Genomic DNA, 14,398 nt, shown 5'->3' on the forward strand with positions numbered 1-14,398 from the left:
ACAAGCCGCAGAGCCAACTTGTTGTTGTCTCTACGACTTGTCTTTGTGCTTGTGTTAAGGTCCTCTCACAATTGTTCCACTTTCTAAAACTTCTAATTTGTTACGCGGCTTACAGTAGTAGGCCGCGTTTTCTAATTGGTAAAATTGCTTCTGTCACGTAAAAAAAATAGGTTAAAACAAAGTTCATACTATTATTTTCTATTTTCATAGTCTCAAAAATTAGTTTTTTTGTAATCCGCTTATTTGTATATCTTCACATCAATAATTTTTTACTCTGCTACAAATTGTACTCTTATAGGCATATTCATTTGTTTTTAAATATTAAACTGTTATTCCTAATTGAAAGACAAAATGATAATCAATTAGTCTCCAAATAATTTAATAAAAGCTATGCACTGTTTACAAAACATATCCTATGTCACTAGAATTTTGGAGTAAAAAAGTGTAAGTCTTATTTTTAATACAAAAAACATTGCTGATTCACCTTCAAGAAACAAACCTAATTAATAAAGAAAAAGTCTTATAAACAAGAATATCTCTTTAATTTTGTTGAGAGTGACAAAATTGATGCCGTATCACTGCCAGAAAAGATTCTGGAATTCCATTCTAGAACGTGCAGTATTGATTTGAGAGAAATAATTCACCTCGATTTATGTAGAAAGATTTACCGTTAGAATACGCGGCCTACCACTGTAAGCCGCGCAATATATCGAGAATTTATTAGAAGGCGTACCTAGATGTGAGAGGACATTGCAACAAGCACTAAGACAAGCAGTAGAGACAACTACAAGTTGGCTCTGCTGCTTGTGTGCTTAGTCCTCTCACTATAAACGACTCTCATTTGAACTTCTATTAGAATAAATCCCAACAATCAGACTGTAGCAAGTACAAAAAAACACCAACGCATACAGAACCCAAATAGATTCTGTCTGCATTAGCGTGAAATCATTTCGTACACTAGGATTGTCGTTTCCATTGGCTCGATGTTTAATTCTTCCTCCAACACTTCCACACATTTCTCATACCATCGAACTGCTTGAGGACGGTTATTTTGATGGTAGTAGGCTAACATAAGCAATCGATAGCCCTCTTCCCACGTGCTATCAAGTTGAAGTAGTTTCTCTGCCCATTCTATTGTCGATTGATAATCTTCTAGCTCCGCATAAATTTGAGCAATCTTTTCATTTACCAAAATAACAAGTTTATGAAATTCAGCTCTTTTCCCTTCTACCCATTGGAAAGACGATAAATCTTCTAATACTGGTCCTTTGTACATGCTGTATGCCTTTAAGAGTAACTCCAATGCAAAATGCGTGTTTTTTTCATTTAATCCTAACTTCGCAAACTTCTCGAAAAATTCCATATCCGAGGAAAATGCTATAACAGGATGTAATTTATACATTGATTGCTTTCTTAAAATATATGGACTATCATCACGAGCTAAACGATCTGGCTGTAGCACTTTTAAACAAGCATTGTAGGCCACTTTAAAATCGCGGTTCATGGATTGTTCATCACTATTTGGCCATAACGTATGCATTATCTCTTCCTTTGCCACAAAGCGATTTCGATGAAAATATAAATATAAGAACAATTCCTTCGCTTTTTCCCGTTTCCACTCTTTATCTACTATTTCCAATCCATCTCGCTTCATTGTAAATGGTCCCAAAACACGCAAGGCAAAAGTATGCTTTGGAATTAAACTATCTGGATGTAATTGGAGAAATTGTGCAATTTGTTGAATGTTTTGGTCATTCGGCTTCGTTTGTAAAGCATAACTCACCGTCTCCCAAAAACTTAAGAATCGTTCTGGACCGAATAAAGTTCGTTTATTTAAAAAGAAGTAAAAATTATGTTCACTACATAACGAAGCAAATGATTCGAAGCATTGCATAAATTCTTGAGTATCACCATTTTTATAAGCAATGTAGGAAAGCCAAAAATTAGTCACCATCATCCCGTAATAATCAGGACTTATCTCAAATAATTCTTTTGCCTTCTCCGCGCATTTCTTCGCTTCTCCTAAATTATTATTCTCTAAATGAATAATCGTAGAAGCTGTAAGTAATAGTGCGGTTACCCATTGATCCTGCGCTTTTTCTGTTTCATACAAACCTATTTTTACAAAAGATAATGCCTCATGAAGAACACCTTGTTTTATCTTTACGATGGCTAAACCTAAATAAGATTCAGCTTTTGCCCTTGTAACATGAATCTCGTCCATTACTTCAATCGCTTTTAAATAACAAGTTTCAGCTTCTTCTAAAAGCAAGGGATTTAAAACCCAAGTTGCATGTCCTTTTCGTAAATAGGCTACCGCCAATGAAAACTGGGAATAATCTTGCAAACTATTATGAATTGTATTTATGGAACAGCGTAATGCCTCTTCATTTTCTCCTAGTAAAGATAGGATTAAAGCATGTAACACATCGGATTCACGATGGGCATCTAATGAATAATTATGTTCATTTTCCCTTTGTTGAATGAGTTTCCTTGCTTGAGCCAGTTTACCTTGCCTTAGCAAAATTCGAACGTCTAAATTTCCTTGGGCTAACACTTGTTGAGGAAGTCCTTTTGAAAGAACCCATTCTTCCGCTTCCCCAGCTCTACCTAAATTCACTAGGTTTTCAGCATATTGACGTTGCAATAAATGAAGTTCTTCCGCATCCATTTCTACCGTGTCAACAAGGTGCAATGCATTCATTAAATATTTTTGTGCAAAAGCAGGCTGAATCGTATCTAAATAAATATGGGCAATTCCAGCATTTGCCTTTAAAATATAAAAACGATCTTGTTGCTCAGTTGCAAATTTCATACATTTTTCATAGGCTTTTTTTGCTTTTTCATATTGCGCCCGATATCGCTGGCACTCGCCTTCGAAAAAATATAACGGATAAAAATGCTTCCTCGTATCTTCCCCTAGTTCCTTCACTCTTTCTAAAAAATAATCAAACTGACCTGCACGAATAAAGGTTGTTGCAAAAGACATTAATGTATTTGCAATGAGCTCTTCATCATTAGATTTGAATGCATGATATAAAGCATTTACAGGGTCTTTTTGATGGGAAAAATAGTTTGTTGCCTGCTTTTGTAGTTCTGTCCATTGTTCATAATCTTTTTCCTGCAATTTCACCTCAAGAAATTGCTTAAAAAGCGCATGAAAACGAAACTCCTGAAAACCAACTAGGGGCTGTATAAATGCATGATATTTTACAAGTTCCTTTAATTGCGTGGCCATTTCTTTATTGTAAAACGTTTCAATGAGCTGTAAGGAAAACGTTTGGAAAATACTATATTTTAATAATGCTTCCTGTTGTCCAGCATTTAAATTTTCAAATACCTCTTCTGATAAATAGGAAAAGAAGTCTTGTAAAGAAAACTTAGCAATCTCTTGAATGGGTAGGGTGCTTTCTGTTGATTGCATTGCTAATAACAAAATGACAATCGGCCATCCCTCAGTCAAAGTTAGAATATTATTGACTTCTTCTTTTGAAAGTTTTCGATCAAAAAAATCTTCAAATAAGATTTCCACTTCTTCTGCCGAAAAAACAAAGTCTTCCTCTTTACACTCTACTAAATTAGCATTCATTCGTAATGGCAAAATACATTTCCAATTTGGATAAATTCGCGATGCCACTATAAAATGAATGTGTGGTGGTAAATGTTCAATGATTTTATCCATTATATAATTGATTTGAAACACATGATTCACTAGATGAAAATCATCAATAATCACAAATAAAGGTTCTTCTGTCTTACAAAATTCATTAATAAAGGTACGATAAAGTTTGTTCAAATCTTCTACTTTCGGAAAGCTATAAAAATGATCCCATTCTTCAATTTCTTTCCCAAAGGAAGGATTCACCCGTTGAATACTATAAAATAAATGCCTTAAAAAAGGCAAAATGTCATCATCATCTTCCGTTACCTGATACCAAGAGAAGCGCTGATTTTGATTGGTCATTAATTGGGCAAGTGCTGATGTTTTTCCAAAGCCTGCTCCACTGTGTACAACGGTTAATTTGACATGGGCACTTTTTGATAGTTTTTTCAGTAAACGACTTCTGTGTAAATAATGAATAGATGGATCTGGCGGGATAAGTTTTGAGAGTAATACATGGTTCAAAACGAAAACCCCCTTTCATTATTCATAATATCCAAATCATTTTATCATACTTATCTGTATTAATTTGTCAAAAAAGGGCTGACGCTTAAGATTTTTTTCTCTTAAAACGTCAGCCCTCAATATTTACATTGGATCTACTGGTAAAATGTCAATAAATGAATTTTTCACCTTTTGATCCTCTTCATTTAATAAAATATGGATATCTCCGAAGTCTTTTGAAGTTCGAATTAAACGACCAATACCTTGTTGCAGACGTAGCTGCATGAACGGTAATTCTACTTCTTCAAATGGATTTTCAGAAAACGCTCTTTTTGCCTCGAATAGTGGATCTTTCGGCGGGAATGGTAAATCATAAATAACAACTCGAGTCAGCGCTTCTTCTGGTAAGTCTAACCCTTCCCATAAATGATAAGAACATAATGTTTTAATTGTGCCTTCTTGGAAATCACGAACGATAGCAGAAAGTTCGCGATCACCTTCAAATGCTACCGTAAGTCTTGCCATCATTGATAATTTTGATTTAAACTGTAGCATCGCTTGTTTTGATTTAAATAAAATTAACGTTTGTTTGTTGTCTTTTAAAAGCTGTTCAACTTTTGCGACTTTATCCTTTTGGTCTATTTCATGTAAATAGATTTTCATCACTTCATCATAGTCAAATGGAGATGGTACACTGAAGGATTGGTACTTTTTAATGCCTAAACTATAAGCGATATATGAAAAATCTTTTTTAACTGATAATGTTGCAGATGAAAAGACGATTGGTGTTTTTTTCGAGAACAGTTTCTCTTGAAGAACTTCCGTAATGAGTCGTGGCATTATAACTAATGTTTCTTCCCCGTCCGTATCTTCTAACCAATCGACTGCATCACCTTGAGCAACAAAAATTCTCATTGCAGCTTGATATTGCTCTAAAAATTCCTCAGCCATATTTAATTCGTATTCTGGAATCATATATAATTCCGATTCAAACACAAATTCTTCTAGCAATTGTTCTACATCTTGAATACATTGTTTCCCAAGGGCAATTAATCGAGCAGATTTTTTAATTGCTTTACGATCTTCTTCCGATGGCACCACATCGTCACGAAGTTGATCAAAGAATAATTCATGATCATCTTGTAATTTTTCCATCGTGTATAGAGTTTTTTCTCTTACACCATCCACCATTAATCGCTCTAATAAAGTCACAATCGTATGGCCCTGAACTTTTACAGTCATTGCTTTTTGAGCTGCATATTCAAGTAAATGCCCTTCATCCAGTACAATCATCGACACTTCTGGTAAAAGTGGTAATTGTCCTTCTCGTTCACGAGATTCTTTTGTTGCTAAATGCTCCATTAAAAAGTCTTGAGAGCAAATAATTAAATCTGTTGATTTGCGGTAGTGTGCACGATGTAATGTTTGACCACAACGATTGCGCATATCACATACAGAACATTGCATAATGGCATTGTAATTTACCTTTTGCCAATCTTCATCACTAACCGTTGAATAGTCACTTCTTGCACCATAGGGTTCAATCGAAATCATCGAACCTTGTGCATATACACCATCAGGAATAGACATGGCAATATCGTCTATCCATTCGTCTGTTACAACTTTTTCAGCTTCTTCAAAACGTTTTAAACATAAATATTGATCACGGGATTTTGCAAGACGAACATCGATGGTTAAACCTAAATGTTCAGTTAACTTATAAATATCGCCGCCTTCTTTTACAAGCTGGTCGATTAATGTTTCATCTGCACATGCGATTAATGCAGGTCGCCCTGTATAACGTGCATACGAGATGGCAGGTAAAAGATAGGCAATCGTTTTTCCTGTTCCTACTCCTGCTTCAGCAAAAAGGACATTTTTTTCTTTTAACGCCTGTTCAATTTGGTATGCCATGAAAATTTGTTCATCACGACATTCAAATCCTTTTTCGGGCAACTCGTCATAAAGGACGTCACCCATCCAATCGCCTAATGAATCAAAAAAGTTTTTATCTCTAGATAATTCAAACGGTAAAGACTGTCTCATTATTTTTCTCCTATCTCTATGCCTACAATAAGTCATTCTATTCATGACTTTGGCTAGACAACACGCTAACTTTTCTATTTAATAAGAAGACATTGAAACGGAAGGAGACCGTTCTCCTTCCGTTAAAATATATTATTCAACATCTATTAGTCACGTTTCGATTTTTGACCCCAATATTGGTAAAGGTCTGTGCGAATAAACCCGTTAAATAATTTTCGTTTCTTCGTAGCTTTTCTACCATATAGCTGCTCAAAGTTTTCCATCGAAGAAAGCATATAAACCGACCAAGTAGGAAAGTTTTTCATAATATCCCCTAATTGTTTAATTACTTGCTCGATTTCCTCTTTTTCCCCAATACGTTCTCCATAAGGTGGGTTCGAAATAATTACACCATCAGTTAACTTCGTTGTAAAGTCAGTTGCTTGCATTTGCTTAAACGTAATTAAATCTGCAAACCCAGCTTCCAGGGCATTTTCTTGAGCAATTTGGACCATACGATGATCGATATCGGAACCAATAATTTCAAGTGGTTGGTCATATTTTGCAAGATTATCCGCTTCATTGCGAGCATCATCCCAAATTTTAGCTTTCATCCATGGCCAATCTTCTGAAATAAATTCACGATTGTAACCCGGTGCAATGTTTTGTCCAATCATCGCAGCTTCTAGTGGGATGGTACCTGAACCACAGAACAGATCAACAAAAGGACGTGTTGGGCTCCATCTAGAAATTTTCACTAATGCTGCTGCAAGTGTTTCTTTTAAAGGAGCTTCCCCCTGGTTCTGCCTGTAACCACGCTTATGTAAACCTGCACCTGAAGTATCGATAGTTAATGTTGCTACATCTTTTAAAATGGACACTTCGATTTTATACGTTGCTCCAGATTCATCTAAGAAACCAAGACGTTTATAATGAAGCTTCATTTTCTCAACGATTGCTTTTTTAACGATTGCTTGACAGTCTGGAACACTAAATAACTTTGATTTTACAGATTTACCAGAAACAGGGAAATTAGCATCAACTGGTAAATATTGTTCCCAATTTAATGCTTTTGTATTCTCAAATAATTGATCAAATGTTTCAGCAGGAAATTCTCCTACAACGATTTTTACGCGATCTGCAACACGTAACCAAAGATTACATCTTGCAATTGCTGTTTCATCGCCTTCAAAGTAAACTTTTCCATTTTCTACTTTCGTTTCATAACCTAAATCTTGTACTTCTTGAGCTACAATTGATTCAAGTCCCATTGCAGCGGTTGCTACTAATTTAAATTTTGCCATCATTCAATTTCTCCTTGATGTTCATATTCCCAGAGTTGTAAAAATTCAATTAACTCATCCAATGGAATTGGTTTACTATAGAAATATCCTTGAATATAATCACAGCCCATATCTCGCAAAATATTAATTTGTTGAATACTTTCAACACCCTCTGCGATAACTTCCATTTTTAATCGATGTGCCATTTGGATAATTGCGTCTACTACCGCTTGTTTATCATCTAAGGTCACTATATGATGGATAAAACTACGGTCGATTTTTAAATAATCTAATGGGAAACGCACTAAGTAACTTAAGGAAGAATAACCAGTTCCAAAATCATCAATTGATAATTTAAAACCAAGTTGTTTCAAACGAACTAATTTGCGAATCGTTTCTTCTTCGCTATTCATTACAGTCCGCTCTGTCACTTCGATTTCAAAATTTTGGGCAGATGTATTATATTTCTCTAAAATCCTTTGAATGGATTCTAAGAAATTTTGTTGTTGGAAGTGAATACTGGAAATATTAATGGAAATGGTTAAATTTGAATATCCAGCCATTCTAAGTACGGCTAATTCTTCACATGCCTTTTCCAAAATGATTTCACTAATTGGAATAATTAAACCCGTTTCTTCCGCATATGGGATAAATTCTCCCGGTGAAACAAACCCCAATTTTTCATTTTTCCAACGCACAAGGGCTTCTACCCCAATAATTTTGTTCTTTTTACTATCCACTTTTGGTTGATAATATAATTCAAAATCACGATGTTCAATCGCTTTTCGAATTTCTGTATCAAGCGCGATTAAACGTTCGTTATCAGTATTCAATTCTTCAAAGTAGAATGAAAATCGATTACGCCCGTTTTGTTTTGAAAAATACATCGCCTTATCTGCACGATTCACTAATTCTTCCGTTGTAACACCATCATGCGGATAAATACTTATTCCTATACTTGTTGAAACGAATAATTCTTGATTATTTATCATGATTGGCTGTTCTACTTCACGAATAACTTCCTCTGCAAACTTGGCAGCCTCTCTAGGATGATGGATATTTGTTAAGGTAATAACAAATTCGTCACCACCGTACCTCGCGATAATATCTTTATGCTTTAATAAGCGTTTAATTCGCTTTGCCACTTCAACGAGAAGTAAGTCACCAATGGAATGACCTAGTGTATCATTAACTTGCTTGAATCGATCTAAGTCTAAGAAAAAGACAGCATGTTGAACAGTGTTTGAAGATTCTAAGAGGAGGGTATTCATTTTTTCAAGAAAAGCGAAACGATTATTTACATCTGTAAGTGAATCAGTCAATGCACGTTTTTTCAGCTCATTTTCAACCGTTTTACGTTCAGATAAATCAGTGAAAATCCCACAATAATTCGTTACATTCCCATTTTCGTCTTTAATTTTAAGTATTGTTAACCATTCTGGATAAATTTCACCGGTTTTTCGGCGATTCCAGATTTCACCTTGCCAAATATCATGATCAGCTAAACTTTTCCACATATTCAGGTAAAATGAGCGATCATGAACTCCAGATTGTAAAAGTGTTGGATTTTTTCCTACAACTTCTTTAAATTTGTATCCTGTTACAATTTCAAAGGCTGGATTTACAATGATGATATTTTTGTCTGCATCGGTTACCATAATACCTTCATAAACATTCTCGAAAATCTTCGTGAAAACTTGATAAGAATTAACTAAGTTTCCATTTTCACTTAGTTTTTTCAACATACTTAAAGCTTTCCTCATATTATTTCTCCCTATTCTTGCTAAAAGAAAGGCTCTCCAAAGTGATGGAGAGCCTATCATCTTGAGCAAAATGCCCTTATGTATTACATACTATCTCGCATTGGAGAAAAGTATGTTTGTTAAATGGACATTTTTTGTCCTTATTAGTTATTATTCATGAGGTTAATATGTTTTTTATCATAGTGATTCGTAAGCCATGTTTTGTTCCCGAGTACTCAAACGGCCTCAGCCTCGTACGAACCGGGCAGTAATCATCTATCTACGCTAAAATTTAGCGTCCCTCCATCCGTTCAGTTCCTTCAGGAGAGTGCCCCTACCATAATTTGGGTTTCTCACTCGTGGGGTTTACCTCGTTCCACCTTCAATGTTTCCATTGAAGCTACGTCACTGTGGCACTTTCAGGAAGTGTTAACCATATCTTACGACTTAGGTTATCCTTCCGCCGTCAAGCAATTGCTTGCCTTACCTTATTTTTTCAGTAAGCACGAACACTACGGTCATCGCAGATCCGTGTGAGCATGGACTTTCCTCTACAACTTCAAAGAGTTGCAGCGATTACCTGAATGACTATGACAAAAGCTATTATACTAAAAGTTAAGTACAAAAACAATACCTAATTGATGTTTATTCAAAAAGTTTACTACCAAACACTTCTTTTTCAAGGTTTGATAGGCGTTTTAAAATATCAAAGTTTGTATTGCTCGTCACTGGTTGTTGGACTTGTGTTCTTCGACTTGCTGTATTTTCTAGTTCTTCTTTTAAACGTTTATTTTCAGCACGCAATTCTTCCACTACTTTTTCGAATGCGTCATAATCTTCCATAATTTGATCTAAAAATTGATCGACTTGGTCAACATTGTAACCTTTCATCGATTTTTTAAATTCTTTTTCTAATATGATCTTAGAACTTAATTTAATTTCCATTCACATCGCCCTTCCATGCAAATACGTACCTTATTTTCAATTATATCATATGTCAAATATAAAAAGGATTGTTAGAAACTATTAAAAATTGTGTAAATTGACCAAGTTGAAAATTGTCTAAATTTGCGGTTTCCTGGGAAATTGTATTAATTATTTATTTCCCTTTCCATTTTATTTTTCAACCTATTTAGACGTTTTGTCCAATCTAGTAATTTTCTTGCTTTTGAATCATTATTCTGAATCATTTCAATTCCCTTTAAAGTATAGTCAAATGCCTTACTATAATCTTTATACTGATGTTCATAAATGATAGCTAAATGCTCTAAAGCTTTTAACTTTTCTTTATTCCCAATCGTCATTAAAGCCTTTTGAAATGATTTTGTTGCTTCATCATATTCTTTTTGTTTTTTTTGCTGTACTGCCAAATAAAAATGCGCTAATCCTACATCTTGATCATGAAAGGTATTTGTTACAGTACGTAAAACCGTTTCACTTTGCTCAGTAATCTTTAAATCTCCATACCACTTTCCAATATTCGTGTAGGTAGTAGCCGTATCTTGTGAATGACTTTCAAGTAGAAGATTTGTTGAATGGATATAGAGTGTAATTAGTGAAAGTAAATCCCATTCATTATGGGTTAACACCTTCATAAGGCTACTAGCATTACCACTTTTTACCGCATCTGTATAAATAATTGGAGCAAGAAAACCTGGGATATCTCCATTTCGTTTAAATCCAAGTTTTGTTTCTTCTACCTGTGTTAACTTCATTCTTTCCAAATTATTTTTCCATATGCGTTTTGTGCTATGTAATAAATCAATTTGTCGCATGTTTTTTAACTTTGGCAATATTTGTTGATTTAATGTCCATCTTGTTTCTAATTGTGGCCAATCAAAACTTTTGCCATTATATGTTATGATCGTTTTACTACGCTGCCATAATTTGGATTCAAATAAAAAGGCAGCCTCGTGGGATGGATCTGCTAAAACATATTGTGTTAAAAGAAATTTATTTTCTAATACTTCTAAAAAACCTAATAAAAAGATATTTGTTCCAACACCTTTTAGCCCAGTTGTTTCTGTATCGAAAAACACAACTGTCTCGTCATAATCAATTGAAAATGGATGTTCAATCGCTGACGTTTGCCATTTCTCAATAGCTTCAAAAAACATTTTTAATTGATATGAACCATGCATATAATCTTGGGGATACTCTACTTGCCTTTTAAATAACATCCCAAAATCATTTTCAATAACTTCTAGCCCTTCTTTTTTCCACTCGTCGACATACCAAGGTTTATCAGGTTTTGTAAAGGAAGGCTTTTCCACCTTTTTCTCTTGTTTTTTCCCAAGCATTTGTTTAAGCTGCATCATTTTATTTTCATATGACATATCTTAATCACATCATTTCACGTAATAAAATTGACAATACTTTTAACACTTTACCTTTACTTTCGTTTAAACTGTCTTGTGCTCCAATACAAGATGGACAGCCTGAATTACATGGGCATTGTTTTACATGTTCAATCGTTTGTTCAAGAATTGGCTGTAAAATATCATATACTCTTTCACTTAAACCAATGCCACCAGGATAACTGTCATAAATAAAAAGTGTTGGTTTATCATTATGAACCGCTTTTACTTGTGGCACGACTGATAAATCATTGCGATCACATTGAATAAATAGCGGGATAAATGAACCAATTGCATAAGCAGCACCTGTTAAAGCGTCGGTTAACATCTCTTCTGACCAGTTTTCGGGTAGTTCAAAGGACATCCATGTTGCATTCGTATGCATTTCTAATGGTGGAATATGGATTTTCCCAGAGCCGATATTTTCGTGTGTTTGGAAACGTATTTTTTTAAATATCGTTGGAATAGCTAGTAAACTAATATCGCCATAGCTAACACTAGCAGATTCGTAATCTACCCTTTTATCCTCATTTAGGACTTTTAATTCGACTGCTAGATTCGCATCTGTGAAATAATCCACATCTACTTCTCTCACATAGGCTTTCTTTTCTTCCCAATCCAATTTTTCAACTTGAAATTGCGTTCCTTGATGTAAATAGATGGCTTCTTCATGTAATAAAGTCATTGCACTATACGTATCCATTTCCCCAATCACTTTTGTACCAGCAGGAATGGACTGATCGATAATGACTACATTTTCTTGAGATGCTGAACGCAGACTTATTTCATGGGCTGGGAATCGTTCACTCATCCAATACCACTGACTGCTCGTTTTAATGACTACGCCTTCTTCTTCTAAAAACTCTAATAATTGTTGTATTTCAAATTCTCCGTAACTATCTGTTGTAGCAAAGGGCAACTCAAAGGCAGCACATTTTAAATGGTCCATTAATATCAAAATATTTTCAGGATTAATTAGCGCCTCTTCTGGTGAACTTCCAAGTAAATAGTTTGGATTATTCACAACATATTGATCGAGGGCGGTAGAATTCGCTACATATATAATTAAGGCGGAATCCTGTCTTCTACCCGCGCGACCTGCTTGTTGCCATGCACTAGCTATATTACCAGGATATCCCGTCATGATACAAGCTTGCAATTGCCCAATATCAACACCTAATTCTAGTGCATTTGTACTAACAACAATTTGGATATCACCATTTCTTAAGCCCTTCTCAATAGCCCTTCTCTCAGTAGGTAAATAGCCACCTCGATAACCGCGGATTGACTCATCTTGGATTTTCTTTTTCGTTAAACTCTTTAAATAGGTAACAAGCATCTCCACACGAACACGAGATTTTGCAAAAACAATAGATTGAATACCTGCTTCATAGAGTCTTGTAGCTAAATCTCGAACTTCGAGTATACTACTTCGTCGAACACCAAATGTAGGGTGAACGATTGGAGGATTATAAAATAAAAAGGTTTTCTTCCCTACAGGGGCACCTGAATTCGCAATGAGTTCATGTTTTGTATTCGTTAAGCTCTCTGCCAGCTCTTTTGGATTTTTAATTGTGGCAGATGTGCAAATAAATATCGGGTTACTTCCATAAAATTCACAAATTCTTTTTAATCTCCTAATTACGTGGGCAACGTGACTACCAAATACCCCTTTATATGTATGTAATTCATCGATCACGATATACTTTAAATTTTCAAAAAGAGAAACCCATTTTGTATGGTGCGGTAAAATTCCCGAATGTAACATATCTGGATTTGTCATGATAATATGTCCAGCTTTTCGGATTTTTTGTCTAATTCCAGGTGCTGTGTCTCCATCATAGGTATAGCTCAGTACCTCTTCTCCCATTAACTCGATTAGATCATTCAAATCTGCTTTTTGATCCTGCGCTAACGCTTTTGTAGGAAATAAGTAAATGGCACGACTTGAAGGATCTTCTAGTATTTTTTGAAGGACAGGTAAATGGTAACAAAGTGATTTTCCAGAGGCAGTAGGAGTAACAGCAGTAAATGATTGATTGTTTGTTGCAAAGTCAAAGGCTTCTCTTTGGTGCGTATATAATTGAGAGATTCCCCTTACTTTTAATGCTTTTTGGATAGAAGGATGAAGGTTTTCAGGGAAAGGTGCAAATTTCGCTTCCTGCCCTTCTAACGTTTGCCAATGCAAGATATTCTGTTTTAATTCTTCATCGTGCATCCATTCTTTTAAAAGTTCATCAATTGTTCTTTTTTTATTTAGCATAATCGCTATCCTCCATTAAATATCGTAAAAAGAAAGATAATGTATAATGAACAGATTGAACAGATTGAAGAAATCGTTTTTTACTTGTTTCCTTATAAAAGGATTGCACTACGAATTGATTCATTGCATCTTCTACATTGTCAATTTGCATTTTGTGTATATATCTTGGATTCTTTTCTTTTATCCAATTCATTGCATTATGTTTCCAATCTTTTAATAGGAGTTGAATTTCATCTGCATGGGGTTTTACTTCTTCAAAAAATTGAGGAGAAGCGTCAAGTTCACGTTGTTTAAAGAAACGATCCTTCGACGCATCACACTCAAGTAATAACAATTTAGTTTGTTCAATAAGTTGCATGATAAACGACCTCTTAAGAAATATATTATAGATTTTAGTTTATCAAAAATTAAACTATTTCACTAGTAATAGGGGAACACGCATTCTTTACATGGAATTGCTTTTCTGCTAAGCTTATTTTTTGATAAGTGGTACCGAGACGAGAAAAAATTTGGTCGTGAATGAAAGCACGTTCATTATCAATTTTAGCCGTCATCATTTGATCAACACAGTCAATTTGCGAAATAAGCTTTTGAATTCGATTCATTGTCATTCCTCCCTTGAC

The 14,398-nt window shown here is 34.8% G+C and carries 9 protein-coding genes and 1 other RNA gene; all 10 read right to left on the reverse strand.

The genetic code is table 11. The annotated features are described in order from the left end of the window. Positions 1-934 precede the first annotated feature (934 nt). Positions 935-4,126 carry an AfsR/SARP family transcriptional regulator gene (locus tag D8M03_RS09540; protein ID WP_121214545.1) on the reverse strand — a complete coding sequence of 1,064 codons (3,192 nt, stop codon included), beginning with the start codon at positions 4,124-4,126 and terminating at the stop codon, positions 935-937. A gap of 123 nt (positions 4,127-4,249) precedes the next feature. After that, a complete protein-coding gene (locus tag D8M03_RS09545; protein WP_121214546.1) occupies positions 4,250-6,151 on the reverse strand; it encodes an ATP-dependent DNA helicase in 1,902 nt (633 codons plus the stop codon). 146 nt (positions 6,152-6,297) lie between these two features. After that, positions 6,298-7,434: a THUMP domain-containing class I SAM-dependent RNA methyltransferase gene (locus D8M03_RS09550; protein ID WP_121214564.1), complete on the reverse strand. Its 1,137-nt coding sequence runs from the start codon at positions 7,432-7,434 to the stop codon at positions 6,298-6,300. Then, positions 7,434-9,158 carry a putative bifunctional diguanylate cyclase/phosphodiesterase gene (locus D8M03_RS09555; RefSeq protein ID WP_414674155.1) on the reverse strand — a complete coding sequence of 575 codons (1,725 nt, stop codon included), beginning with the start codon at positions 9,156-9,158 and terminating at the stop codon, positions 7,434-7,436. Before D8M03_RS09555 ends, D8M03_RS09550 begins: the two co-directional genes overlap by 1 nt. A gap of 204 nt (positions 9,159-9,362) precedes the next feature. Then, positions 9,363-9,743: RNase P RNA component class B (gene rnpB / locus D8M03_RS09560), an RNA gene on the reverse strand. 57 nt (positions 9,744-9,800) lie between these two features. Then, positions 9,801-10,100: a cell division regulator GpsB gene (gene gpsB / locus D8M03_RS09565; protein WP_121214548.1), complete on the reverse strand. Its 300-nt coding sequence runs from the start codon at positions 10,098-10,100 to the stop codon at positions 9,801-9,803. A 146-nt stretch (positions 10,101-10,246) separates the two neighbouring features. Further along, on the reverse strand, positions 10,247-11,491 hold the full coding sequence (locus tag D8M03_RS09570; protein ID WP_121214549.1) for a ribonuclease H-like domain-containing protein: 1,245 nt from the start codon (positions 11,489-11,491) through the stop codon (positions 10,247-10,249). A gap of 7 nt (positions 11,492-11,498) precedes the next feature. Beyond that, positions 11,499-13,775 (reverse strand): DEAD/DEAH box helicase, encoded by a 2,277-nt coding sequence (locus D8M03_RS09575; protein WP_121214550.1) that lies wholly within the window; start codon positions 13,773-13,775, stop codon positions 11,499-11,501. Next, complete coding sequence (locus D8M03_RS09580) at positions 13,765-14,133, reverse strand: YppE family protein (protein ID WP_121214551.1); 369 nt, start codon at positions 14,131-14,133, stop codon at positions 13,765-13,767. The genes D8M03_RS09575 and D8M03_RS09580 overlap by 11 nt, the downstream gene beginning before the upstream one ends. A 49-nt stretch (positions 14,134-14,182) precedes the next feature. Further along, complete coding sequence (locus tag D8M03_RS09585) at positions 14,183-14,380, reverse strand: endonuclease (RefSeq protein ID WP_121214552.1); 198 nt, start codon at positions 14,378-14,380, stop codon at positions 14,183-14,185. Positions 14,381-14,398: the final 18 nt, after the last annotated feature.

The organism is Ureibacillus endophyticus (genome assembly GCF_003628435.1).
GTDB classification, from domain to species: domain Bacteria; phylum Bacillota; class Bacilli; order Bacillales_A; family Planococcaceae; genus Ureibacillus; species Ureibacillus endophyticus.